The sequence below is a fragment of the Serratia sp. Ae19-1 genome (assembly GCF_059801225.1).
The window spans coordinates 113,546-139,792 of record NZ_JBCHWD010000004.1 but is presented as its reverse complement, the minus strand read 5'-3'; the positions used below and the strand labels follow the sequence as shown (position 1 = coordinate 139,792).

Genomic DNA, 26,247 nt, shown 5'->3' with positions numbered 1-26,247 from the left:
CTCATTAAAATTCATTGCGTAATGCCTGGTAACCGCGCACCAATTCGACGTTGGTGGCGGCCACTTCTTCGGAGAATTGCAGCGCGCCGCGATCGACCTGGCGATAACGCGACAGGTCGCTGTCCGGCCCCACACGCTCGGTTGACGGGATATAGCTGTTTTCCGGCAGCGTCACGCCGTCCACCACCGCGTTGTAACGCACTACGCAGCCGGACTGAATGTGGCAGTTGAACAGCACGCTGTTGAAACCGATAAACACCCGATCGTCGATGCGACACGGGCCATGGACGATGGCGCGGTGGGCGATAGAGCTGTAACGGCCGATGGTGACCGCCGCCCCGCTTTTGGAGTGGATCACCACGCCGTCCTGAATATTGGAATGCGAGCCGATGACGATCGGCTCCATGTCGCCACGGGCGTTCAGCTCGTCGGCACGGATCACCGCATAAGGGCCGACGTAGACGAAGTCTTCGACGATCACCCGGCCGCATAGAATGGCGGTGGGATCGATGTAGGCCAGCGGCGAGACCTGCGGCAGATGGCCGCTGGGATTTTTACGCAGCATGATTCTCTCCCCGCCAGCTCAGCTCCGCCACCGCATTGTGGGCATGCAGGCTCTCCTGATGTTCGACGCGCAGCGAGAAGGCGCGGTAGTCGCACTGGCTGCGCAGCATGCGATACAGACGCCGCACCGCATCCTCGCAAAACATCAGGTTCTGGCCGTTAGCCAGCGCGAAGGCCTGCTCATCGCGGCGTTTCACCAGCGTTTGCACCGGCGTGCCCAGCGCGTGTTCGATGCGGTCGATCAGTTTTACCGGTTCGAACGCCCGGTCATTATCCGGCGTCACGGTGACCCAGGCCCAGCTGCGCTGGCTGTGTGGCGTGGCCGGCATGCCCTGCTCCAGCAGCCAATCGCTCACCTGCCGTTGGCTGACACGCTCCGCCGCCTGTTCAAAGTCAAACTGAAACTGTTGCTGCGCCAGCTGGCGGCTGAGCGCCGCCGAACTCGGGCAGGTGGAGGAGTAAGGCACGCCGACGGTCAGCGCCAGCGTCAGTGTGTTCGCCAGCGCCGCCTCGATGCGCAGCGGGTAGGCTTTCCAACCGCGCTGCGGCGACAGCAGCGCCGGGCGCGACAACAACAGCTCGCCGCTGAGCGTCAGGCTGGCGCGATCGCTGTGCTCCGGCTGCGAATCCAGAAAGGCCTGCAGCGTCCGGCCGATGCGCTGCGGCGTCAGCTCGCCCTGCGTCAATTCGTCCAGCGCCAGATACAGCCGCGACATGTGAATACCGCGTTCGCCCGCCGCTTCGGCGCGCAGGTTGATGCCGGCGTCGACTTTGGCCATCAGTGGCTTGCCGGCCAGCTCCAGCGGCAGCGCGATCCCTTGCATCCCGACCCAATCGAGCCCGACATCACTCATTTCGCCGCGCCATGCCTGAGCGTCTGGCAGCGAACGGCGTGGTGGAAGTGCAACTTCGTTCATACATCCCCTTGCGTTATTGTGACTTTGCCGAGGAACGGTAGCATGATTTTGTTATGTTATAACATATCAAATAAGATTTTTTTCACGTCGCGAACCGCCTTGCTTAATCAAGTAGCAGAAAACTCAGCGATTTTGCTCAATGGATTGGGCTGCTGGTCAGAGTGCGATACACTAACGCTATTGCTGATTAAACCCATGAGCCTCTATGCGTGGTTTACCCCTTTGGATACTGTCGTTGTGCCTGACGGGCTCTGCCCTGGCCACGACCACACCGCCCGCGCCCGTCGCGGCGACGCTGCCGGACATTCGCCAGAGCGGCTTTGTCTATTGCGTCAGCGGCATACTGAATACCTTCAACCCACAAATGGCCAGCAGCGGCCTGACGGTGGATACTCTGGCCGCCCAGCTGTACGATCGCCTGTTGGACGTCGACCCGTACACCTATCGCCTGATCCCCGAACTGGCGCAAAGCTGGGAAGTGCTGGACAACGGCGCCACCTACCGCTTCCATCTGCGTAAAGACGTGCCGTTCCAGACCACCGCCTGGTTCACGCCCACCCGCAAGATGAACGCCGACGACGTGGTGTTCAGCTTCGCGCGCGTATTTGACCAGAAACACCCGTATCACGACGTTAACGGCGGCGAATATCCCTATTTCGACAGCCTGCAGTTCGGCGATTCGGTGCAGAGCGTGAGAAAGCTCGACGACTACACGGTGGAGATTCGTCTGCAGTCGCCGGACGCCTCGTTCCTGTGGCACCTGGCCACCCACTACGCGCCGGTGCTGTCCGCCGAATACGCCGACGTGCTGACGCGCGAGGGCCATCAGGAGCTGATCGACCGCGAGCCGGTCGGCAGCGGCCCGTTCCTGCTCAACGAATACCGCTCGGGGCAATATATTCGTCTGGCGCGCAACGCCGCCTACTGGAAAGGCCTGCCGCGCATGCCGCAGGTGGTGATCGATCTGGGGGCCGGCGGCACCGGCCGCCTCTCCAAGCTGCTGACCGGCGAGTGCGACGTGCTGGCCTATCCGGCGGCCAGCCAGCTGTCGATTCTGCGCGACGATCCGCGCCTGCGCCTGACGCTGCGCCCGGGGATGAACATCGCCTATCTGGCGTTCAACACCCGCAAACCGCCGCTCGACAACCTCAACGTGCGCCAGGCGATCTCGCTGGCGATCAACAATCAGCGCTTGATGCAGTCGATCTATTACGGCACGGCGGAAACCGCCGCCTCGATCCTGCCGCGCGCCTCCTGGGCTTACGACAACGACGCGCACGTCACCGAGTACGATCCGGCCAAATCGCGCGAGATGCTGCGGCAGGCCGGCGTCGGCCAGCTGAACCTGAAGCTGTGGGTGCCGACCGCCTCGCAATCTTATAACCCGAGCCCGCTGAAGACCGCCGAGCTGATCCAGGCCGATCTCGGCCAGGTGGGCATCAACGTCACCATCGTACCGGTGGAAGGCCGCTTCCAGGAAGCGCGCCTGATGGAGATGAACCACGACCTGACCCTGACCGGCTGGGCCACCGACAGCAACGATCCGGACAGTTTCTTCCGGCCGCTGCTGAGCTGCGCGGCAATCCGTTCGCAAACCAACTATGCTCACTGGTGTGACCCGGGCTTCGACGAGGTGCTGCAAAACGCGCTGCTGTCGCAGCAACTGTCTCAGCGCATCGACAACTACCGCAAGGCGCAGAAAATTCTCGAGCAGCAGTTGCCGGTGCTGCCGCTGGCCTCTTCCCTGCGCCTGCAGGCCTACCGTTACGACATCAAGGGATTGGTGCTGAGTCCGTTCGGCAACGCCTCGTTCGCCGGGGTGTACCGTGAATCCGCGCCGGAGGTGAAAAAGTGATTATCTTTACCCTGCGCCGCATCCTGCTGCTGCTGATCACGCTGTTTTTCCTGACGCTGGTCAGCTTCAGCCTGAGCTATTTCACGCCGCGCGCGCCGTTGAACGGCGCCGCCCTGCTGGACGCCTATCAGTTCTACTTCGTCAGCCTGCTGCACTGGGACTTCGGCGTTTCCAGCATCAACGGCCAGGCGATCAGCGAACAGCTGCGCGAAGTGTTCCCGGCTACCATGGAACTGTGCCTGCTGGCCTTCGCCCTGGCGCTGTTTATCGGCATTCCGCTGGGCATCATCGCCGGCGTGCTGCGCGGTAAGTGGCAGGACACCGCCATCAGCACCTTCGCGCTGCTGGGCTTCTCAATGCCGGTGTTCTGGCTGGCGCTGCTGCTGATGTTGTTCTTCTCGCTGCATCTGGGCTGGCTGCCGGTTTCCGGCCGTTTCGACCTGCTGTATCAGGTGAAGCCGATCACCGGTTTCGCGCTGATCGACGCCTGGCTGTCGGATTCGCCGTACCGCAACGAAATGATCGGCAGCGCGCTGCGCCACATGATCCTGCCGATCGCCGCGCTGGCGGTGGCGCCCACCACCGAAGTGGTGCGCCTGATGCGCATCAGCACCGACGACGTGCTGAGCCAAAATTACATCAAGGCCGCCGCCACCCGCGGCCTGTCGCGCTTCACCATCATTCGCCGCCACGTGTTGCACAATGCGCTGCCGCCGATCATCCCCAAACTGGGGCTGCAGTTCTCCACCATGCTGACGCTGGCGATGATCACCGAAGTGGTATTCAGCTGGCCCGGCCTCGGCCGCTGGCTGATTAACGCCATCCGTCAGCAGGACTATGCGGCGATCTCCGCCGGCGTCATGGTGGTCGGCACGCTGGTGATCACCATTAACGTCCTGGCCGACATTCTGGGCGCGGCAACCAACCCGCTGAAACATAAGGAATGGTATGCCCTTCGATAACGTATACCGCGAAAAAAAGATGCCGAGCCCGCTGCGCTACACCTGGCGGATTTTCTACGGCGACGCGCTGGCGATGATCGGTTTTTACGGGGTGATCGCCCTGCTGCTGCTGTCGCTGTTCGGCAGCCTGCTGGCGCCCTACGCGCTGGATCAGCAGTTCCTCGGTTATCAGCTGCTGCCGCCTTCCTGGTCGCGTTACGGCAATGTGTCGTTCTTCCTCGGCACCGACGATCTCGGGCGCGACATCCTCAGCCGTCTGTTGACCGGCACCGCCGCCACCTTCGGCTCGGCGCTGGCGGTGACGCTGGCCGCGGCGTTCTGCGGGGTGATCCTCGGCGTGTTCGCCGGCGTCACTCACGGGCTGCGCTCGGCGGTGCTCAACCACATTCTCGATACCCTGCTGTCTATCCCGTCTCTGCTGTTGGCGATCGTGGTGGTGGCGTTTATCGGCCCCAAACTCGAACACGCCATGCTGGCGGTGTGGCTCGCCTTGTTGCCGCGCATGGTGCGTACCATCTACAGCGCGGTGCACGACGAACTGGAGAAAGAGTACGTGGTGGCGGCGCGGCTCGACGGCGCTTCCACGCTGCAAATCCTGTGGTACGCGGTCATGCCGAACATCGCGGCGGTGCTGGTGACCGAATTCACCCGCGCGCTGTCGATGGCCATTCTGGATATCGCCGCGCTCGGCTTTCTCGATCTTGGCGCGCAGCTGCCTTCGCCGGAATGGGGAGCGATGCTTGGCGATTCGCTTGAGCTGGTGTACGTCGCACCCTGGACGGTGATGCTGCCCGGCGCGGCCATCCTCGTCAGCGTGCTGCTGGTCAACCTGTTGGGCGACGGTATGCGCCGCGCAATCAATGCCGGGGTGGAATAATGCCGTTACTCGATATCCGCAATCTGACGATTGAATTTATGACCGCCGAAGGGCCGGTCAAGGCGGTCGACCGCGTCAGCATGACGCTGACCGAGGGCGAGGTGCGCGGCCTGGTGGGCGAATCGGGCTCCGGCAAGAGCCTGATCGCCAAAGCCATCTGCGGCGTGACCAAAGACAACTGGCGCGTCACCGCCGATCGTTTCCGCTTCGACGACATCGACCTGCTGCAGCTGAGCCCGCGCGAACGGCGCAGGCTGGTGGGCCACAACGTGTCAATGATCTTCCAGGAACCGCAGTCCTGTCTCGATCCTTCCGAGAGCATTGGCCGCCAGCTGGCGCAAGCCATCCCAGGGTGGACCTACAAGGGCCGCTGGTGGCAGCGCTTCAACTGGCGCAAACGCCGCGCTATCGAATTGCTGCACCGCGTCGGCATCAAGGATCACGACGACATCATGGGCAGCTTCCCGTACGAGCTGACCGAAGGCGAATGCCAGAAAGTGATGATCGCCATTGCGCTGGCCAACCAGCCGCGTCTGCTGATCGCCGATGAGCCTACCAACGCCATGGAGCCGACCACCCAGGCGCAGATTTTCCGCCTGTTGGCGCGCCTCAATCAGAACAACAACACCACCATTCTGCTGATCAGCCACGACCTGCAAATGATGAGCAAATGGGCCGACCGGGTAAACGTGTTGTACTGCGGGCAAACGGTGGAAAGCGCCCAGTGCGAAGAGCTGCTGGCGGCGCCGCACCACCCGTACACCCAGGCCCTGATCCGCGCCATGCCGGACTTCGGCCGCTCGCTGCCGCACAAGAGCCGGTTGAATACGCTGCCGGGCGCCATTCCTTCGTTGGAACACCTGCCGATCGGCTGTCGTCTGGGGCCGCGTTGCCCTTACGCGCAGAAGAAATGTATCGAAACGCCGCGCCTGCGCCCGGTCAAGAACCACTTCTTCGCCTGCCACTTCCCGCTGAACATGGAGGAGCAATAACATGGAAACGCTGTTGGAAGTGCGCAACCTGAGCAAAACCTACCGCTATCGCACCGGGCTGTTCCGCCGCCAGCACGTTGAGGCGGTGAAATCGGTCAGCTTTACCCTGCGCGAAGGCCAGACGCTGGCGGTAATCGGCGAGAACGGCTCCGGCAAATCCACGCTGGCGAAGATGCTCTCCGGCATGGTGGAGCCGACCGCCGGCGAACTGTTGATCGACGATCATCCACTGGAATTCGGCGACTATCGCTACCGCAGCCAGCGCATTCGCATGATTTTTCAGGATCCGAGTACCTCGCTCAACCCGCGCCAACGCATCGGCCAGCTGCTGGACGCGCCGCTGCGGCTGAACACCGATCTTGAGCCCGCCGAGCGCGAGCAGCGCATCAACCAGACGCTGCGCCAGGTCGGCATGCTGCCGGATCACGCCTACTACTACCCGCACATGCTGGCTTCCGGGCAGAAACAGCGCGTCGCGCTGGCGCGTGCGCTGATCCTGCAGCCTAAAGTGATCGTCGCCGATGAGGCGCTGGCCTCGCTGGATATGTCGATGCGCTCGCAAATCATCAACCTGATGCTGGAATTGCAGGAAAAACACGGTATTTCCTATATCTATGTCACCCAGCACCTCGGCATGATGAAACACATCAGCGACCAGGTGCTGGTGATGCACGAAGGGGAAATCGTCGAGCGCGGCAGCACCGCCGAAGTGTTGGCGGCGCCGCTGCACGAGTTGACCAAGCGGCTTATCGCCAGCCACTTCGGCGAAGCGCTGACCGCCGACGCCTGGCGGCGCGACGGCGGCCGTTTCTGAATTATGGCCTCACTTCCAAACCCGCTGCGGCGGGTTTTTTATTGCCGCGCGCCTGCCGCTTAGCGAGAAAGCGCACATACAAATTACATTATTGTTATATATCCTTATATTTTATTCCTTTCAGTTATTGATTAGTCCGTAACATTATTTTATCTCGCCAGGGCGATCGGTGAGGATATCCCCTACGTTGCGCTTCTCATACGACAGGATATCGCACTGATGAACAGCATTCGCCATCGCCGCCTCACGCAGTTTCTGCTCACCCTGGCCGCCGGTTTCTCTGTTTACGGCCACGCCCTGTGCTGCGATGAGCTGCGCTAAATCCGCCTTTCGCCCCGCCTGCGGGCATGTTGCCTCTTTGTCCAGCCGTCGCTGCCAGCGCAGCGGCGGCTGTTGATCATGATTAAGGATTGACCCTATGGAACGACTCCGTCGACAACATAACGCCCAGTGGTATCACGAAACCCAAAGCAGCGTGCGCGGCGATGCGCCGTTGGAGCCGCAGGCGGCCACCCATCGCGATCGTTTTCTGCTGGGGCTGGGCGCCTTTGCCGATGAAGCATTAAACAATGCGCTCAGCGCCCGCTCCGGGGTGTTCAGCGCTTCGCTGGCCGGCTACCATGCCCTGTTTCCCGACCATGTGCAGCTATCGCGCTACGTGACATTGTCACCCTACGATCGCCTGAGCACCGCCCTGACCGTCGCTCAGGTGACGGGGGTGCAATCGCTTTGTAGCCACTACGCCGCCCGCCTCGCCCCGCTGCATAGCCCGGACGCCTCCCGGGAAAGCAATATCCGCCTCGCTCAGATCACCCAATATGCCCGTCAGCTTGCCAGCCAGCCCACGCTGATTTGCCGCAAGGCGCTGCAACAGCTTGGCGACGTCGGGCTGAGCCCGGCGGATATCGTTACCTTTTCGCAAGTCATCGGTTTTATCAGCTATCAGGCGCGCGTGGTGGCAGGCATCGCGGCGTTGGCTGGCCGGCCGGCGGTGGTGGTTCCCGGTTTCCCTAACGTCGAAGACGCCGATGGCGTCGCTTTCAGTGCCGAAGAGTTAAGCTGGACTGCGCACCTGCCGCCAATCGACACGGAAAACGCCGCCGCCGAACAGCTCGATGTGCTGGATCAAAGCCACCCGCAGGCGCGCGCCGAATCTTATTACCTGCTGCTGGCGCACGATGCCGCCGCACTGCGTGAGCGCAACGGCGTGTTTAACGGCATCAATGCCGAAGGATATGGATTGTCGGCCCGCCTGAAGGCGCTGGCGACGCTGGCGGTCTCGCGCATCAACGGCAGCCGCTACTGCGCGGCGACGGTGGCGCAAGAGCTGCAGGACGACGGACTGGCCGAGGCGCTGTTCGCCGGGCTGCCTCAGGGATTGGCGTATACCGAAGACGCGGTAAAACGCGCGGTGATGCGCACCGCCGCCGAATTGACGCGCGCGCCGGAGAAGTTCACTCCGCAGAGCGTGCAGCCGCTGTTCAACAGCGGCCTGGATCAGGCACAGGCGCTGGAGGTGATCCTTACCACCGCGCTTTACGCCTGGGAAAACCGCCTGCGCCAAACGCTGGGCGATGCTGAAACCTTCACCGTCTCCGACTGAATAGCGCTTGCGGCCTTACCCTCGGCCGCAAGACAGCCTGTCCTCAGATATTCTGCCGCCGCAGCCACTCGCTGGCGGCGTCGAAAAACTTCTGCGCCAGCGGCGTAGCGCGCTCCGCCATATCGACCACCACCGCCGCATGACGCGGCATGGCGCCGATGGCCACCGGGCGCCGCTGCAACGCCGGCATCAGCGGTGATTGTAGTTGGCCGCGCGGGAACAAGCCGCAACCCAAACCGACGAAAATGCCCTCGAGCAATTGGAAGATCGAAGCGGTTTCCAGCCGCGGGTGCAGCGTCAACCCAGCGTCACGGAAGTGCTGATCGAGATAACGACGGAAGTAACGCGTCGGTTCGGCCAGGCACAGCGGTAACGCGGCCACCGCCTCCAGCGGCAACGGCGCATCGCCCACCAGCTTCGGGAAATGCTGCGGATGAAACACCAGCTCGACGCCGGTTTCCACCAGCGGTTGCGATTGGAAATGCAGTTCCTTCAAGGTCGACAGCTCGAAAAAACCGATGCCGATGTCGACGGTATGCGCCGTCAGCGCCTCCAGCAGTTGATCGGCACTCAGCACCGCCAGCCGGTAATCGAGGTGCGGGTAACGCTCGCTGACCGCCTTGAGCATTTCCGATACCGAGATACTGCACTGCGGCACCACGCCAAGGCGCAGCGTGCCATGCAAGCCATGCTTGAGCGACTCCACCTCCAGCTTCAGCCCCTGGTAAACCGAGACGATCTCACGCGCCCATGCCAGCACCCGCTCGCCTTCGGCGGTAAAACCGCCGAAATGGTTGCCGCGGTTAATCAGCGAAACGCCCAGCTCTTTTTCCAGATTTTTCAATCGCATGGATAGCGTCGGCTGGCTAACGAAGCTGGCCTCCGCCGCCCGGCCGAAGTGGCGTTCTCGTTCTAAATTACACAAATAAATCAGTTGTTTAATATCCATAGCGCGGCTCAATGATCGGCATTCGCACCAGTATACCACCTGGCGCCGCCGCCCGCCCGGTGAGTCAGAGTTTGAGCTTCACGTAATCCATCAGCCGTGAGAACACGCTACCTTGCGGCACCGCCTGCAGCGCCACCAGCGGCAGGGTTTTCACCACCTGGCCATTGTCGCTGATGCGGATCTCGCCGACGGTCTGCCCTTTATTGATCGGTGCTTCCAGCCGCGCGACGTTGAGCACGTACTGCGCCTTCAGCTTGTCCGCCTCGGTTTTCGGCAGGCTGAGCGACTGGTCCTGCGCGCTGCCGACCGGCAGGCGATGGCTTGCACCGTACCAGACCGGCTCATCCCCCAGGCTCTGGCCGGCACTGAACAGATGCGCGGTGGTAAAATCGCGCAGCCCCCAGGTCAACAGCTTACGCGCCTGCTCCTCACGCCCTTTCGCGCTTTTGCCGCCCATCACCACGGCGATCAGGCGTCGATCCCCTTCGGTGGCGGAGGCGATGATGTTGAAGCCGGCCGAGGCGGTATGGCCGGTTTTCAAACCGTCGACGTGCAAGGTTTTGTCCCACAACAGGCCGTTACGGTTCTGCTGCGTGATACCGTTCCAGGTCAGCGACTTCTCGCTGTACATGTGGTATTCCGCCGGTTCACTCATGATGATGGCACGCGCAATCACCGCCAGATCGCCGGCGGTGGTGAACTGCCCCGGCGCATCCAGCCCATGCACCGTTTCAAAATGGGTATTCTGCAACCCCAGCTGCGCGCTCTTCTCGTTCATCAGCTTGACGAAGTTGGCCTGGCTGCCCGCCACGTAGTCCGCCATCGCCACGCAGGCGTCGTTGCCGGAATCGATGATGATGCCGCGACTGAGATCGCGAACAGTGACCCTGTCACCCGGCTTCAGGAACATCAGCGAGGAACCTTTGAACACCGGGTTGCCCTGCGCCCAGGCATCCTTCCCTACGGTGACGACATCCTCGAGGCCAATTTTATGCTGATCGAGCGCGTGGTCGATCACCAACCCGGTCATGAGTTTGGTCAGGCTGGCCGGGTTGCGCCGTTCGTCGGCATTGCCGGCAGCCAACACCTGGCCGGTGGTGTAATCCATCAACACGTAAGAGGCGGCGTCTATCGCCGGCGGGGTCATGGTGGGAAAATTGGGCGACGTTTCCGCCGCCTGCGCCGCCAAAGGCAGTAAAATACCGCCGATCACCACTGATACTGAACGCTTCACGCTGTGTTCCTCAGGCCCGCAGGCTAAATAAAATACCAATATAATCCGCGAGATAGACTGCATTAATTCACATTCAGACGAAACCATTACTCTTTTGCAGCGGGTGTCTTTATGCAACCATTTGTTTACGTCACCGCCCGCCCGCGATAGATATGCTCTATGCCGCCATTGCCCCATTCGATTAGACGCCACCCCGCAACGCCCCTAAACTTGTGACATAAATACGCAAGACGCATAAAAAAGCGTTTACTTTTTAGCTACAACCACCTGCGAAGTGTCACCATGAAATTCAAACCGTCAATCAAGCCTTATACCGGCCCAGCGGGCGGCTGGGGTTCGCTTGAAGCCACCACCCGCTTTGTCCTCGACAGTAAACAAACGCTAAAAAACATGCGCAACCTGATGCGCGTCAACAAGGCACGCGGCTTCGACTGCCCCGGTTGCGCCTGGGGCGACGACAACCACAGCACCTTCAGCTTCTGCGAAAACGGCGCCAAAGCGGTCAGTTGGGAAGCGACGCGCAGCGCGGTCGAGCCCGAATTCTTCGCCGCCCACAGCGTCAGCACCCTGCAGCAGCAGAGCGATTATTTCCTCGAATATCAGGGGCGCCTCACGCATCCGATGCGTTACAACGCCGAAACCGACCACTATGAACCTATTCATTGGCCGGACGCGCTGGCGCTGATCGCCAAACACATCAACGGCATGGACAACCCGAACCAGATCGAGCTGTATACTTCGGGCCGCGCCAGCAACGAAGCGTCGTACCTTTATCAGCTGTTCGGCCGCATGCTCGGCACCAGCAATTTCCCCGACTGCTCCAATATGTGTCATGAAGCGAGCGGCGTTGGGCTGAAACAGAGCATCGGCGTCGGTAAAGGCACCATCCGCATCGACGACTTCGAAAAAGCCGACGCCATCTTCGTGTTCGGCCAAAACCCCGGCACCAACCACCCGCGCATGCTGCACAGCCTGAAAAACGCCGCCCGGCGCGGCGCGCGCATCGTCAGCTTCAACACCCTGCGCGAGCGCGGGTTGGAAAGATTCGCCGATCCGCAGGATCCGGTGCAGATGCTGACGCCTAAGTCCTCGCCGATCAGCTCGTCCTATTACCAACCGAATCTGGGCGGCGATATGGCGGCGGTGCGCGGCATGGTGAAAGCGCTGCTGGAAACCCACCGTCAGCGTCTGGCCACCGGTGAACCCGCCCTGTTCGACCTGGCGTTTATCGAACAGCACAGCCTCGGCGTAGAGGCTTACCTGGCGCAGGTGGACGCGACCGAGTGGCAAACCATTACCGCACAGTCGGGCCTGAGCGAAGCGCAACTGCGCCAGGCGGCGGCCACCTACCAGGGCGCCGAGCGGGTGATCTGCACCTGGGCGATGGGCGTGACGCAGCATAAACACTCTATCGCGACGGTGCGCGAAATCACCAACCTGCAGCTGCTGTTCGGGCAACTGGGCAAGCCGGGCGCCGGTCTGTGCCCGGTGCGCGGCCACAGCAACGTCCAGGGCAACCGCACCATGGGGATCGATGAGAAGTCGCCGAAGGCGCTGCTCGACAGCCTGGAACGCCACTTTAACTTCACCGCCAATCGCGCGCTGGGCCACAACACGGTGGAAGCGATCGAGGCGATGCTGCGCGGCGAAGTGAAAGTGCTGATCGCGCTGGGCGGCAACCTGGCCGCCGCGGCGCCGGACACCGAGCGCACCGCCCGCGCCCTGCGCAACTGCGATTTGACGGTGCATATCAGCACTAAGCTTAACCGCAGCCACCTGGTGACCGGCAAGGACGCGCTGATCCTGCCAACGCTGGGCCGCACCGAGTTGGATATGCAGGCCAGCGGCTCGCAGTACATCACGGTCGAAGACTCTTTCAGCATGGTTCACGCTTCGGAAGGCATCGGTAAACCGCTGGCGGATACCCAACGCTCGGAAACCGCGATCGTTTGCGGCATTGCCGACGCGGTGCTGGGCACGCAACAGCTGGACTGGCTGGAACTGGCCGACGACTACTCGCTGATCCGCGATCATATCGCCGCCACCATTCCCGGCTTCGAGGATTTCAACCGGCGCTGCGACCAGCCCGGCGGGTTCTACCTGGGCAACGCCGCCGCCGAACTGCGCTTCGCCACGCCGAGCGGCAAGGCGGAATTCAGCGCCGCCGCGCTGCCGGCGACCCTGTTCCCGCAGCTGGGCGACGAGCAAGCGCCGTTTACCCTGCAAACCCTGCGTTCGCACGATCAGTACAACACCACCATCTATGGCCTGGATGACCGTTACCGCGGCGTATACGGCCAACGCGAAGTGTTGTTCATCCATCCGGAAGATCTGGCGGCGCTGGGCCTGCAGGATGGCGAACGGGTAGAGATAGAAACCCTGTGGAACGACGGCGTGGTGCGCAAGGTGGACGGGTTCAAGCTGGTGAGTTACGACATTCCGCGTGGCAACCTGGCGGCCTACTATCCGGAAACCAACCCGCTGGTGCCGCTGGCGAGCTTCGGCGACGGCACCGGCACCCCGACGTCGAAGTCAATCCCGGTGGTGATTCGCCGCAGCGAACAGCAACCGTCGCTGCGTATTGCCTGAAAACGTGCGCCCGGTTTACGCCGGGCGCGCCAATATCTCCAGGATGGTCTGCAATTCGTCAGACAGCTGATGCCTGCGCCAGACGAAGTAGAGATCGCTCACGCCCTCCTCGCCCATTTCCACCACCTTCAGCCCCGGCGCTGGCAAGATCTGCGGCAGCAAAGAGCCAGGCACGCAGGCGACGCCGCAACCGGCTTGCACGCAGGCCGCCATCGCGGCATAAGATTCCATTTCCAGCGTCATACGCGGCTTCAGCCCGCGCGAGGCGAGCCAGTGATCGACCTTCAGGCGGAACGAGCATTCGCGGCTGAAGGTGTAAAACTCCAGCGCCGCCAGGGTAGCGGCGTCGGGTTGCCCGGCGCCGGCCGGCATCAGCAGCACCAGTCGTTCGTCAAACGCCTTTTGGCTGGCCAGCAGCGGATGTTCAATCGGGCCATCGCTGATCGCCAGATCGAGATCGCTGTCGATCAGCATGCGCTCCAACACCAATGAATCGCGGCTCAGCACGTTGATCTGCAGATGAGGCTGTAAACGGCGCAGCCGGGCGATACGCGCCGGCAAATGGCTGACCAGCGAAAAATCCAGCGCCCCGAGGTTCAGCAGCCCGTGCTGGTACTCGCCGGCGAACAGTTGCTTGCTGCGCTCCGCCTGCGCCACGATGTCGCGCGCCTGCTGGTAGAACAACCGGCCTTTGGGATTGACGTACAGCCGGTTCTTGTCGCGAAAAAACAGTTCGCCACCCAACGACTCCTCCAGCTCGCGCAGCCGCAGCGTGACGTTGGAAGGCACGCAGTGCAGCTCGCGGGCGGCGGCGGCGATGGTTTTGTGTTCCACCACGGTGCAGAAAAACTTCAGTTGGCTCAGCTTCATGTTTCATTCACTTTTAGTAAGTGTTTTAGTTAAAAACAATCACTTTAGATTAGCATCGATTTCACCTACAGTCTGCCGACACCCTGAGGAGGATCACTGATGCCACTGAATGATTTATTGACGCTGCCCGGCGTGGCGGCCCAACCCGACGCGGTAACCGACGGTTACGTGTTCAACCACACCATGATCCGCGTGAAAGACCTGACCAAAGCGCTGGATTTCTACACCCGCGTGCTGGGCTTTACCCCGGTCTATCTGGAAGAGTTTAAAGAAGCCGCCTTCACCATCTGCTATCTGACGCGCAGCCCGCGCGAGCAGATCCCGCAGGATGACGACGAGCGCAAACGCTGGGCGCTGAGCCAGCCGGGCATTCTCGAACTGACCCATAACCACGGCACCGAAAATCAGGCGGATTTCCACTACCACAACGGCAACGACGAGCCGCGCGGCTTTGGCCATCTGTGCGTCACGGTGCCGGACGTGCGCGCCGCCTGCGAGCGTTTTGAGCGCCTCGGCGTCACCTTCCAGAAACGCCTGCATGAAGGCCGTATGAACTACGTCGCGTTCATTCGCGATCCGGACGATTACTGGATTGAAATCCTGCAGCCGACGCCGCTGCAGGACTGATTGTCACGCACCCTTCACCCCGGCCTGTGCGCCGGGGTTTTTCATCTATCGCACTTCGATTGACCGATCTTGCGCAAAAACGGGCGGCAACGCGGGGATCCGTGACGTTAGGCTTGCTCGCAGCGGGTGATTCGCGTAAAACTGTCAGCCGCAAATCTTGCCACTCACAACCCATTCACTGGACGATATGTTTCAAGATAACCCGCTGCTGGCGCAGCTAAAACAGCAACTTCACTCTCAGACCCCGCGCGTTGAAGGCGTCGTGAAAGGGACTGAGAAAGGCTTTGGCTTTCTTGAAGTAGACGGTCAAAAAAGCTACTTCATTCCGCCGCCGTACATGAAGAAAGTCATGCACGGGGATCGCATTATCGCCACCCTGCACACCGAGAAAGAACGTGAAATCGCCGAGCCGGAAACCCTGGTCGAGCCATTCCTCTCGCGCTTCGTCGGCCGCGTGCAAAAGCGCGACGATCGCCTGTCCATCGTGCCCGATCATCCGTTGCTGAAGGATGCGATTCCGTGCCGCCCGGTGCGTGAACTGACCCACAATTTCCAGGCCGGCGACTGGGCGGTGGCGGAAATGCGCCGTCATCCGCTGAAAGGCGATCGCGGCTTCAACGCCGATCTGACCCGTTTCATCACCGAGGGTGAAGACCATTTCGCCCCATGGTGGGTGACGCTGGCGCGCCACAATCTGGAGAAAGAGGCGCCGGAAATGCTGGCCCTCAGCGAGCCGAACGCCGCGCTGACCCGTGAGGACCTGACCGAGCTCGAATTCGTTACCATCGACAGCGCCAGCACCGAAGACATGGACGATGCGCTGTACGTGATCGACAACGGCGACGGTTCGCTGCAGCTGACCATCGCCATCGCCGATCCGACCGCCTACGTTGAACAAGGCAGCAAGCTGGATGAGATCGCCCGCGTGCGCGCCTTCACCAACTACCTGCCGGGCTTCAACATCCCGATGCTGCCGCGCGACCTGTCGGACAACCTGTGCTCGCTGCGCCCTAACGAGCGCCGCCAGGTGCTGGCCTGCCGCGTGACCATCGCCGCCGACGGCGCGCTGGGCGACGATATTCAGTTCTTCGCCGCCGAGATCGAATCCAAAGCCAAGCTGGTGTACGACGAAGTCTCCGACTGGCTGGAAGGCATTGCTGGCTGGCAGCCGCCGAGCGACGCCATCGCGCAACAGGTTACCCTGCTGAAACGCGTTTGCGACGCACGCAACGCCTGGCGCCACCAGCACGCGCTGGTGTTCAAAGATCGCCCGGACTACCGCTTCGTGCTGGGTGAAAAAGGCGACGTGCTGGAGATCGTCACCGAGCAGCGCCGCAGCGCCAACCGCATCGTTGAAGAATGCATGATCGCCGCCAACGTCTGCGCCGCCATCGTGCTGCGCGATCGCCTGGGCTTCGGCGTGTACAACGTGCACACCGGTTTCGATCCTGCGCTGGTCGAGCAAGCGGTCACCGTGCTGCAGGCCAACGGCGTGGAAGCCGAAGCCGAGAAGCTGCTGACCCTCGACGGTTTCTGCGAACTGCGCCGCCATCTGGATGCGCAGCCGACCCAGTTCCTCGACAGCCGCATCCGCCGCTTCCAGACCTTCGCCGAGATCAGCACCACGCCGGGGCCGCACTTCGGTCTGGGGCTGGAGGCTTACGCGACCTGGACATCGCCAATCCGTAAATACGGTGACATGGTCAACCATCGTCTGCTGAAGGCGATCATCAACCAGCAGCCGGCGGAAAAACCGCAGGATGACGTGACGGTGCAGCTGGCGGAACGCCGCCGCCTGAACCGCATGGCGGAACGCGACGTCGGCGACTGGCTGTACGCCCGCTTCCTGCAGGACAAGGCCGGTACCGATACCCGTTTCAACGCCGAGATCATCGACGTGACCCGCGGCGGCCTGCGCGTACGTCTGCTGGACAACGGCGCGGTTGCCTTTATCCCGGCGCCGTTTATTCACGCGGTGCGTGACGAGATGCAATGCAGCCAGGAAACCGGCACCGTGCAGATCAAAGGTGAAGTGGTTTACCGCCAGAGCGACACCTTGCAGGTCACCATCGCCGAAGTGCGCATGGAAACCCGCAGCGTGATCGCCCGCCCTGCGGCCTGACGGCCGGATAGCGTGCGGTAACAAGCGTCAAGCGCCGGCGGTGAAAACCGCCGGCGTTTTTTTTGCCTCGCACCCGCTATTGCAACTTATCGCCGCCGGTTTCGCGCAACAGCGGCAGCGCGGCCAGCGAGATCAGCGTCGCCAGCATCAGATAGCCGGCGGGCGCCAACAATGAACCGCTGAGCACGATCGACTGGGAAGCGATATATTGGGCAAAGCCACCGAAAATTGCGACGCCGAGGCTATAAACCAGCGCAAACCCCAACGCACGCACTCGCTGCGGAAACAGCTCGGAAATCATCAACAACGTCGGAACAGAACCTAACGTTGTCAGCGCAACCATCAACGCCACCACGCTCAGCAACACCGCCGGATGCGGCGCCACCGTCAGCAGCCAGAAAACCGGCAACGCCAACAACAAAATGGCGATCCGCGCCCAGCGGATCAGCGGCAGGCGACCGTAGCGATCGCACCAATGCCCGACCAGCAGGCTGCCGGCGAAGGTGATGATCCCGGCCAGCAGCATCGCCGCATACCCGTATGTCTGCGCCATCCCCAGATACTTGACCGCAAAGGTGCCCAGATAGTACATCGAGATATAGGTAGCGACGGTGGCGCCGATGGTCAACATCACGCCGAGCATCACCGCCCGGGAATGTTTGCGCAGTGGTACAGGCGCCTCATGGGTACGCTCCGCCGGCGGCCGGTCGCTTTCCAGCCCGAGACGCAGCCAGCAACCGAGCGGCGCCAGCGCCACGCCGATGAAGAAAGGAATGCGCCATCCCCAACTGGCCATGGCCTGTGGATCGCCCGTGAGCACCGGCAGCCAGCCGCTGAGCCCCAACGCCGTCACGCCGCCGATCACGCTGGCGATGCCCTGCGTCGCCAGCGCCCAGCTGGAGTAGAATCCTCGCCGGCCAGGCGGCGCCGATTCCACCAGAATCGACATGGAGGCACCCACCTCGCCGCCCGCCGCCACGCCCTGGATCAGGCGCGCTGCCACCAGCGTGATCGTGCCCCAATAGCCGGCGCTGGCATAGGTCGGCGCAAAACCGATCATCGCCGTGCCCAGACTCATCAGGGATATCGTCAGAATCATCGCGGATTTTCGCCCGCAGCGATCGGCATAAGCGCCGATCAAAATGCCCCCCAACGGCCGCATGATAAAACTGACGCCGAATGTGGCGAACGCCAGCAGCAGCGCCAAATTGGGAGCGCTGGAGGGAGGGAAAAACAGCACGCTGATATAAATAACGAAAAAATTGTAAATACCGAAATCGAAGAACTCTAACGCATTGCCGAAAGAGGCGGCGAATATCACCTTCTTGCCGCCGACTTTCGGTCGCGTCGTTATTTCCTGCCGGGCCGCAACCGTATTTTCACTCATTATGACCTTCCCTGTTATTATTCTTTGAGTTTATTTTAAATAGGCTTCCACCAGCGCTCCCCAATAATGGCTGCCCGCCGCCAGACATTCATCGTTAAAGTCGTATCCCGGGTTATGCACCATACAGCTTCCTTCACCGTCGCCATTACCGATCAGCAGATAACACCCCTGCGGCTGCGCCTCGAGCATGAAGGTGAAATCTTCGCTGCCCATCAGCGGCTTGGCGCCGTAGTGCGCGCGCGCGGCGCCGAACTGCTGCTGCGCCACCTGATGCGCGAAGCGCGTCATGGCCTCATCGTTGACCAATACCGGAGCGCCGTTGATGTGATTCACGATTGCCGTGGCACCGAAGCTTTGCGCCTGCGCCTGAATCAGCGCAGGAATGCGCGTTAACAGCTCGGTTCGCCACTCGCGCCCCAGCGATCGCACGCTAAGCCGCATTTCCGCGCTGTCCGGGATCACATTGGCCGCCTCACCGGCCTTAATGCTGCCGACGGTGATCACCGCCGCCTCCAGCGGATCGGTATTACGCGAGACGATGCTTTGCAGCGCGACGACGATATGCGAGGCCACGAGCACCGGATCGACGGTCAGATGCGGCATAGCGCCGTGCCCACCGCAGCCTTGCACGGTAACGACGAATTGGTCCGTCGAAGCCATAAAGGCGCCGTGACGGAAGAAAAACTCGCCCACAGGCAGACCCGGCATGTTGTGCATGGCGAAGATGGCGTCACAGGGAAAGCGTTCGAATAACCCTTGCTCCACCATCAACGCGCCGCCGCCCAGCGTCTCTTCCGCCGGCTGAAAGATCAGGTGCAGCGTGCCGTTGAAGCGGCGGGTTTGCGCCAGGTAACGCGCAGCGCCGAGCAACATGGTGGTATGGCCATCGTGGCCGCAACCGTGCATGCGGTTGGGCACGCTGCTGCTCCAGGATTTGCCGTTGTTTTCTTCGATCGGCAGCGCATCCATATCGGCGCGCAGCCCGAGACGCTTCGCACCGGCGCCCGCTCGCAGCGTACCGACGACGCCGGTGCCCGCCAATCCGCGGTGCACCTCATACCCCCACGAACTTAGATAATCCGCCACCAAATCGCTGGTACGAAACTCCTCGAAGCCAAGCTCCGGGTGCTGGTGAATATCATGACGAATAGCCGTGAGCTGCGGTAAATATCCTGCAATGACTTTATCTATCATTATTAATTCCTTTTATTGACTTTATTATTTGTGAAATAAATGAATGGCGCCTCAAGCGCGAGCCAAGATATATCACGCAAAACGTTTATTGGTACCCCTCGCGTCGGCAATACAGAAAAATAATGCCAAAGGGATCGCGCAAGGGATGGGTTTAGATATTATCCGCCAGATAAAAATTAAAAATGCAGTAGGAAACGCTGCCGGGCTACATTGCGACGACAGCCTGCACCAATGGGGTTTCATCACGTTGTTTTTCCACCAAAACCCCACTTGCTTCACATTTCTCATCCGACCTGCCACGGTTCGGCGGCAAAACTTCTACTGTTAAAACGTCATTCCTAATAACAAGGTCGATTTTTACCTCTGCACGCCAAGGAGTTGTTTCATGAAAAACATCAGGTCCGGACTTATCTGGCTGCTGGTGGCGTTGGTCGGCGCTTTCGCCTTCGCCATGCTGGCGCTCAGCCGCGGCGAACACGTCAACGCCGTCTGGCTGGTGGTCGCCGCCGTCGCCTGCTACAGCATCGCCTACCGCTTCTACAGCCGGTTCATCGCCGACAAGGTTTTTGAACTGGATGACCGCCGTCTAACCCCGGCCGAACGTCACAACGACGGCCTGGACTATGTGCCCACCAACAAATGGGTGCTGTTCGGCCACCACTTCGCCGCCATCGCCGGCGCCGGGCCGCTGGTGGGGCCGATTCTGGCCGCGCAGATGGGCTTCCTGCCGGGAACCATCTGGATCCTGGTCGGCGTCATGCTGGCCGGCGCGGTGCAGGATTTCCTGGTGCTGTTTATCTCCACCCGCCGCGACGGGCGTTCGCTGGGGGAGATGGCCAAACAGGAGCTGGGGGCGTTCGCCGGGGTGATCACCATGCTCGGCGCGCTGGGGGTGATGATCATCATCCTGTCGGCGCTGGCGCTGGTGGTGGTGAAGGCGCTGGCCGACAGCCCGTGGGGGCTGTTCACCATCGCCGCCACCATCCCTATCGCGCTGTTCATGGGCGTCTACATGCGTTTTATTCGCCCAGGTAAGATCGCTGAAATCTCGGTAATCGGCTTCGTGCTGATGCTGCTGGCGATCATTTACGGCGGCAACGTGGCGCAAGATCCCTACTGGGGTCCGTTCTTCACGCTGCACGGCACCACCCTGACCTGGGTGCTGGTGATCTACGGCTTCGTCGCCTCGGTGCTGCCGGTGTGGCTGCTGCTGGCGCCGCGCGACTACCTTTCGACCTTTATGAAGATCGGCGTTATCATCGGCCTGGCCATCGGCATCGTTTTCGCCATGCCGGAGATGAAAATGCCGGCGGTTTCGCGCTTTATCGACGGCAGCGGCCCGGTGTTCGCCGGCGCCCTGTTCCCGTTCCTGTTCATCACCATCGCCTGCGGCGCCATTTCCGGCTTCCACGCGCTGGTTTCCAGCGGCACCACGCCCAAACTGGTGGAGCGCGAAAGCCACATTCGCTTTATCGGTTACGGCGCCATGCTGATGGAGTCTTTCGTCGCCATCATGGCGTTGATCTGCGCCTCGGTGCTGGATCCGGGCGTTTACTTCGCCATGAACTCACCGGCGGCGCTGATCGGCACCACGGTGGAAAATGCTTCACAGGTGATTAACAGCTGGGGCTTTATCGTCACGCCGGAAACGCTGGCGCTGATCGCCAAAGAGGTGGGTGAAAATTCAATACTGTCGCGTGCCGGCGGTGCCCCGACATTCGCCGTGGGCATGGCGCACATCATCAGCGAGGTGTTCAACAGCCGGGCGATGATGGCGTTCTGGTACCACTTCGCCATTCTGTTCGAAGCGCTGTTCATCCTGACCGCCGTCGACGCCGGCACCCGCGCCTGCCGCTTTATGGTGCAGGATCTGGTAGGCGTGGCGGTGCCGCAGTTGGCCAACAACCGCTCCTGGTTCGGCAACCTGGCGGGCACCACGGTGGCGGTAGCCGGCTGGGGCTTCTTCGTGTATCAGGGGGTGGTCGATCCGCTCGGCGGCATCAATACCCTGTGGCCACTGTTCGGCATCGGCAACCAGATGCTGGCATCGATGGCGCTGATCCTCGGCACCGTGGTGCTGTTCAAGATGAAGAAGCAGCGCTACGCCTGGGTCACCATTCTGCCGACCGCCTGGCTGTTCGTCACCTCGATGACCGCCGGCTGGCAGAAGATCTTCCATGAGAAACCGAGCATCGGTTTCCTGGCGCAAGCGAAGAAATTTTCAACCGGCATCGAGCAAGGCACGATCATTGCGCCGGCCAAGTCGCTGAAGGACATGGAGACCATCGTGTTCAGCAACCAGATCAATGCCGCGCTGTGCGGGTTCTTTATGCTGGTGGCGGTGACCATGCTGATCGCCGCTTTCTTCGCCATCCGCCGGGCGCTGCGTTCCGAACAACCGACGGCTCACGAAGTCAGCGCCGCGCTGCGAGAGGAGATCGGCCGCGGCTAAACGTTCCGAACATCAAGCAAGGGCGCCGCGGCGCCCTTTTTACTGTCCAGGCTTCAGCCCAACACCGTAGAACCGAAAGCCCCCTGCCAATCCTGCTCGAACTTCTCGACCGCGGCCTGTACGGCCGGCGCATTCAGGAACTGCTCCGCCACGTCCACCGGCAGCGTGATGGCCTGACAGCCCGCGAGCAGACATTCCAACGCCTGGCGCGGCGTCTTGAAGCTGGCGGCCAGCACCTGCGCCGACGGCGCGTGCAGGCTCAACAGCTGCTGCAGCTCGTGCACCATTTCGATACCGTCGCCGCCCTGCGTATCCACGCGGTTGACATAAGGCGCCACATATTCCGCCCCGGCCAATGCCGCCAACAGCCCCTGCCCGGCGCCGTATACCGCAGTGCCCAGCGTCGGGATGGACATCGTTTTGAGTTTCTTGATCGCCGCCAATCCTTCGGCGGTCGCCGGGATCTTCACCACCAGCCCCGGCACACGCTGGCTGAGCAGCGCCGCCTCAGCCACCATGCGCTCTGCATCGGTCGCCATCACCTGCGCAAACAGCTTGCCGGTGCCGCCGAGGGCGTCGCGCAGCGCGGGCAGCACTTCCCAGATCGGCTTGCCTTCTTTCGCCACGATGCTCGGGTTGGTGGTGACGCCGTGCAACGGCAGAATGCGCGCCAGGCGTTTTACCGCAGTCACATCGGCGGTATCGAGATAAAGCTCCATCACGGACTCCTGTGTCTTGTTCTGTGGGCGGATTCAAACTCTGATCATCATAGGGTAAAAACCCCGCCAACCTTTGACCAAAATCAATTCAACTTTCATTCGAAACACCTTTAATGGCGAAAGATTCAGCAACGCCAAACGGGTGACTCATGTTCTTTAATCTGCAGCGCTATTCGACCCATGACGGCCCCGGCATTCGCAGCGTGGTCTTTTTAAAAGGCTGCCCGCTGAGCTGCCGTTGGTGTCAGAATCCGGAAAGCCGCTCGCGCCATGCGGATCTGCTGTTTGACCAGCGCCTGTGTCTGAGCGGCTGCACGCTGTGCGCCGCGCGCTGCCCACAAGGCCTGCAGCCCACTTCGGACGGCGCGCTGACGCTGCAACGCGAGCGCATCAACGCCGACGATTATGCGGTCCTGGCCGCCGTCTGCCCGACCGGCGCACTCAGCCTGTGCGGCAGCGCGATCAATCCCGACGATATCATGGCCGAGGTGATGCGGGATAAGCCTTTCTATCTGCGTACCGGTGGCGGTTTAACGCTGTCCGGCGGCGAACCCTTTATGCAACCGGAGGTGGCGGCAGAGCTGCTGCGGCGCGGCCGCGAGGCCGGCATTCACACCGCCGTCGAGTCCTGTCTGCACGTGCCGTGGCGTTACATCACCCCTTCGCTGCCGTGGCTGGACCTGCTGTTGGCCGATCTCAAGCACACCGACGAAGCGCGCTTCAGAACCTGGACCGGCGGCTCCGCCCGCCGGGTACTGAACAACTTCCGCCGTCTGGCGGCGCATGGCGTGCAGATGACCGTGCGCGTGCCGCTGATCCCCGATTTCAACGCCGATCGCCGCTCAGTCCGCGCGCTCGTCGACTTCGCCGCCGACGAGATCGGCGTATCGGAGATCCACTTTCTGCCGTACCACACGCTGGGCATCAACAAGTATCACCTGCTCGGAGAGCCCTACCGCGCCGCCCGCACGCCGCTGGACGCGCCGGATTTGCTGGCCTTCGCCGAAGCCTATGCCGGCGCCAAAGGCCTGACCGCCATTTTGCGAGGATAACGCCATGACCACGTTGGATTTGACCACCCTAAGCGCCCGCATCCAGGCGCACAAGAACGCGCTGATTCACATCGTCAAACCGCCGGTGTGCACCGAGCGTGCGCAGCACTATACCGAAGCCTATCAACAGCATCAGGATCGGCCACTGCCGGTGCGTCGCGCGCTGGCGCTGGCTAACCATCTGGCGAAGCGTACCATCTGGATCGCTAACGACGAGCTGATCGTCGGCAACCAGGCCAGCGAGCTGCGCGCCGCGCCGATCTTCCCCGAATACACCGTCGGCTGGATAGAGAACGAGATCGACCAGCTAGCCGACCGGCCGGGCGCCGGTTTTTCGGTCAGCGAAGAGAACAAGGCGATTTTGCATCGCCTGTGCCCCTGGTGGCGCGGCCAAACGGTGCAGGATCGCTGCTACGGCATGTTTACCGACGAGCAAAAGGCGCTGCTGGCCACCGGCATCATCAAGGCCGAGGGCAACATGACCTCCGGTGACGCTCACCTGGCGGTTAACTTCCCGCTGCTGCTGGAGAAAGGTCTCGACGGCCTGCGTGAAAAAGTGAACGCGCGCCGCAGCCGCCTGCACCTGACCGAGTGGGAAGATCTGCACAAAGCGCAGTTTCTCAACGCCATCGACATCGTGCTGGCGGCGCTGAGCGAGCACATCCTGCGCTTCTCCCGCCTGGCGCGCGACATGGCGCAAAACGAACCGCGCGACTGGCGGCGTACCGAACTGCTGGCCCTCGCGGATAACTGTGAACAGATCGCCCATCGCCCGCCGCACACCTTCTGGCAGGCGCTGCAGCTGTGCTATTTCATCCAGCTGACGTTGCAGATCGAATCCAACGGCCATTCGGTTTCCTTCGGCCGCCTCGATCAATACCTCTATCCCTGGTATCGTCGTGACGTGGAGCTGGAGCAAAAGCTGGCGCGGGAAGACGCCATCGAGCTGTTGCACAGCTGCTGGCTGAAGCTGCTGGAGGTCAACAAGATCCGCTCCGGCTCGCATTCCAAGGCTTCCGCCGGCAGCCCGCTGTACCAGAACGTCACCATCGGCGGACAGAAGCTGATCGACGGCCGGCCGTGCGATGCGGTCAACCCGCTGTCCTACGCCATTCTCGAGTCCTGCGGCCGCCTGCGTTCCACCCAGCCCAACCTCAGCGTGCGTTACCATGCCGGGATGAGCGCCGACTTCCTCGACGCCTGCGTGCAGGTGATCCGCTGCGGTTTCGGCATGCCGGCGTTCAACAACGACGAAATCGTCATTCCCGAATTCATCAAGCTGGGGGTTGAGCCGCAAGACGCCTACGACTACGCCGCCATCGGCTGCATCGAGACCGCCGTCGGCGGCAAATGGGGCTATCGCTGCACCGGCATGAGCTTCATCAACTTCGCCCGCGTGCTGCTGGCGGCGCTGGAACAGGGCCGCGACTCGACCTCCGGGCAGATCTTCCTGCCGCAGGAACAGGCACTATCCAAAGGAAACTTCGCCGATTTCGAGCAGGTATTAGCCGCCTGGGACCGGCAAATCCGCTACTACACGCGCAAGTCGATCGAGATCGAATGCGTGGTGGACAGCGTGCTGGAAGAGAATGCCCACGATATCCTCTGTTCCGCGCTGGTGGATGACTGCATCGAACGCGGTAAAAGCATCAAGCAAGGTGGCGCCAAATACGATTGGGTTTCCGGCCTGCAGGTCGGCATCGCCAACCTGGGCAACAGCCTGGCGGCGGTGCGCAAACTGGTGTTTGACCAGGGGACGATCGGCCAGCAGCAGCTGGCGGCGGCGCTGGCCGACGACTTCGCCGGGCTGGATGGCGAACAGCTGCGCCAGCGGCTGCTCAACGCCGCGCCTAAATACGGCAACGACGTGGACGAGGTCGATCGGCTGCTGGTGCGCGCCTACCAAACCTATATCGAAGAACTGAAGCAGTATCGCAACACCCGCTTCGGCCGCGGGCCGATCGGCGGTGGTTACTACGCCGGCACTTCGTCGATCTCGGCCAACGTGCCCTTCGGCGCCGCCACTGCGGCCACGCCCGATGGACGCAAGGCGCACACGCCACTGGCGGAAGGCGCCAGCCCAGCGTCCGGTACCGATCACCTAGGGCCGACGGCGGTGTTCAATTCGCTCGCCAAGTTGCCGACCGAGGCGATCCTCGGCGGCGTGCTGCTCAATCAAAAGCTGAACCCGGCGACGCTGGACAACCCGCGCGATCGGGAAAAGCTGATGCTGATGTTGCGCACCTTCTTCGAGAACTACCGAGGCTGGCATGTGCAGTACAATATCGTGTCGCGCGAAACGCTGCTGGCGGCGAAGCAACACCCTGACCAATATCGTGATTTAGTGGTTCGCGTAGCTGGCTATTCCGCCTTCTTTACCGCATTATCCCCTGAGGCGCAGGATGATATTATTGCGCGCACAGAACATACTCTTTAAACCTTTGACTCTTAGCGGCCGCGCCTTGGTG

General features: G+C 61.7%; 20 protein-coding genes. 12 read left to right on the top strand and 8 right to left on the bottom strand.

Annotated features, from left to right (window positions below; genetic code table 11):
- Positions 1-4: 4 nt before the first annotated feature.
- A complete protein-coding gene (locus tag AAIE04_RS13395; protein WP_498577110.1) occupies positions 5-565 on the bottom strand; it encodes an LbetaH domain-containing protein in 561 nt (186 codons plus the stop codon).
- A complete protein-coding gene (gene folE2, locus AAIE04_RS13390) occupies positions 555-1,481 on the bottom strand; it encodes a GTP cyclohydrolase FolE2 (RefSeq protein ID WP_498577109.1) in 927 nt (308 codons plus the stop codon). The genes AAIE04_RS13395 and folE2 overlap by 11 nt, the downstream gene beginning before the upstream one ends.
- Positions 1,482-1,686: 205 nt before the next feature.
- Here folE2 and sapA point away from each other — a divergent pair, with 205 nt between their 5' ends.
- The 6 genes from sapA (at position 1,687) to AAIE04_RS13360 (ending at position 8,584) form a co-directional block, all read left to right on the top strand.
- Positions 1,687-3,336, top strand: a complete 1,650-nt coding sequence (sapA, locus tag AAIE04_RS13385) for an ABC transporter substrate-binding protein SapA (RefSeq protein WP_498577108.1) — start codon at positions 1,687-1,689, stop codon at positions 3,334-3,336.
- The gene (gene sapB, locus AAIE04_RS13380) at positions 3,333-4,298 is read left to right on the top strand and encodes a putrescine export ABC transporter permease SapB (RefSeq protein ID WP_019452673.1); all 966 of its coding nucleotides are present in this window, start codon (positions 3,333-3,335) and stop codon (positions 4,296-4,298) included. Before sapA ends, sapB begins: the two co-directional genes overlap by 4 nt.
- Positions 4,285-5,175 (top strand): putrescine export ABC transporter permease SapC, encoded by an 891-nt coding sequence (gene sapC, locus AAIE04_RS13375; RefSeq protein WP_004930580.1) that lies wholly within the window; start codon positions 4,285-4,287, stop codon positions 5,173-5,175. The genes sapB and sapC overlap by 14 nt, the downstream gene beginning before the upstream one ends.
- Complete coding sequence (gene sapD / locus AAIE04_RS13370; protein WP_019452674.1) at positions 5,175-6,167, top strand: putrescine export ABC transporter ATP-binding protein SapD; 993 nt, start codon at positions 5,175-5,177, stop codon at positions 6,165-6,167. Before sapC ends, sapD begins: the two co-directional genes overlap by 1 nt.
- A 1-nt stretch (position 6,168) precedes the next feature.
- On the top strand, positions 6,169-6,981 hold the full coding sequence (gene sapF, locus AAIE04_RS13365; protein WP_004930589.1) for a putrescine export ABC transporter ATP-binding protein SapF: 813 nt from the start codon (positions 6,169-6,171) through the stop codon (positions 6,979-6,981).
- A gap of 418 nt (positions 6,982-7,399) precedes the next feature.
- Complete coding sequence (locus tag AAIE04_RS13360) at positions 7,400-8,584, top strand: CMD domain-containing protein (RefSeq protein ID WP_498577107.1); 1,185 nt, start codon at positions 7,400-7,402, stop codon at positions 8,582-8,584.
- 43 nt (positions 8,585-8,627) lie between these two features.
- Here the strand turns inward: AAIE04_RS13360 and AAIE04_RS13355 are convergent, their stop codons facing one another.
- Both AAIE04_RS13355 and dacD read right to left on the bottom strand, forming a co-directional pair.
- On the bottom strand, positions 8,628-9,533 hold the full coding sequence (locus AAIE04_RS13355; protein ID WP_025159783.1) for a LysR family transcriptional regulator: 906 nt from the start codon (positions 9,531-9,533) through the stop codon (positions 8,628-8,630).
- Positions 9,534-9,597: 64 nt separating this feature from the next.
- Positions 9,598-10,767, bottom strand: a complete 1,170-nt coding sequence (dacD, locus tag AAIE04_RS13350; protein WP_498577106.1) for a serine-type D-Ala-D-Ala carboxypeptidase DacD — start codon at positions 10,765-10,767, stop codon at positions 9,598-9,600.
- Between the two features lie 282 nt (positions 10,768-11,049).
- On the opposite strand from dacD, the gene AAIE04_RS13345 reads away from it, so the two are divergent.
- Positions 11,050-13,356, top strand: coding sequence for an FdhF/YdeP family oxidoreductase (locus AAIE04_RS13345; RefSeq protein ID WP_498577105.1), 2,307 nt, complete (start codon positions 11,050-11,052; stop codon positions 13,354-13,356).
- Between the two features lie 15 nt (positions 13,357-13,371).
- On the opposite strand, the gene AAIE04_RS13340 is transcribed toward AAIE04_RS13345, so the two are convergent.
- The gene (locus tag AAIE04_RS13340) at positions 13,372-14,226 is read right to left on the bottom strand and encodes a LysR family transcriptional regulator (protein WP_019452680.1); all 855 of its coding nucleotides are present in this window, start codon (positions 14,224-14,226) and stop codon (positions 13,372-13,374) included.
- A 99-nt stretch (positions 14,227-14,325) separates the two neighbouring features.
- On the opposite strand from AAIE04_RS13340, the gene gloA reads away from it, so the two are divergent.
- Together gloA and AAIE04_RS13330 are read left to right on the top strand one after the other, a co-directional pair.
- The gene (gene gloA / locus AAIE04_RS13335; RefSeq protein WP_498577104.1) at positions 14,326-14,853 is read left to right on the top strand and encodes a lactoylglutathione lyase; all 528 of its coding nucleotides are present in this window, start codon (positions 14,326-14,328) and stop codon (positions 14,851-14,853) included.
- A gap of 187 nt (positions 14,854-15,040) precedes the next feature.
- Positions 15,041-16,975, top strand: coding sequence for an exoribonuclease II (locus tag AAIE04_RS13330; protein WP_498577103.1), 1,935 nt, complete (start codon positions 15,041-15,043; stop codon positions 16,973-16,975).
- A 76-nt stretch (positions 16,976-17,051) separates the two neighbouring features.
- Here the strand turns inward: AAIE04_RS13330 and AAIE04_RS13325 are convergent, their stop codons facing one another.
- Positions 17,052-18,362 (bottom strand): MFS transporter, encoded by a 1,311-nt coding sequence (locus AAIE04_RS13325; RefSeq protein ID WP_498577102.1) that lies wholly within the window; start codon positions 18,360-18,362, stop codon positions 17,052-17,054.
- Between the two features lie 30 nt (positions 18,363-18,392).
- The gene (locus AAIE04_RS13320; protein ID WP_182264359.1) at positions 18,393-19,556 is read right to left on the bottom strand and encodes a M20 aminoacylase family protein; all 1,164 of its coding nucleotides are present in this window, start codon (positions 19,554-19,556) and stop codon (positions 18,393-18,395) included.
- A 385-nt stretch (positions 19,557-19,941) separates the two neighbouring features.
- On the opposite strand from AAIE04_RS13320, the gene AAIE04_RS13315 reads away from it, so the two are divergent.
- Positions 19,942-22,008, top strand: coding sequence for a carbon starvation CstA family protein (locus tag AAIE04_RS13315; RefSeq protein WP_154746295.1), 2,067 nt, complete (start codon positions 19,942-19,944; stop codon positions 22,006-22,008).
- A gap of 53 nt (positions 22,009-22,061) precedes the next feature.
- Here AAIE04_RS13315 and fsa read toward each other — a convergent pair whose 3' ends face one another.
- The gene (gene fsa / locus AAIE04_RS13310) at positions 22,062-22,727 is read right to left on the bottom strand and encodes a fructose-6-phosphate aldolase (RefSeq protein WP_498577101.1); all 666 of its coding nucleotides are present in this window, start codon (positions 22,725-22,727) and stop codon (positions 22,062-22,064) included.
- Between the two features lie 149 nt (positions 22,728-22,876).
- On the opposite strand from fsa, the gene AAIE04_RS13305 reads away from it, so the two are divergent.
- Both AAIE04_RS13305 and AAIE04_RS13300 read left to right on the top strand, forming a co-directional pair.
- A complete protein-coding gene (locus AAIE04_RS13305; protein ID WP_498577100.1) occupies positions 22,877-23,779 on the top strand; it encodes a glycyl-radical enzyme activating protein in 903 nt (300 codons plus the stop codon).
- Positions 23,780-23,783: 4 nt separating this feature from the next.
- Positions 23,784-26,216, top strand: coding sequence for a formate C-acetyltransferase/glycerol dehydratase family glycyl radical enzyme (locus AAIE04_RS13300; RefSeq protein WP_498577099.1), 2,433 nt, complete (start codon positions 23,784-23,786; stop codon positions 26,214-26,216).
- The last annotated feature ends 31 nt before the right edge of the window (positions 26,217-26,247 follow it).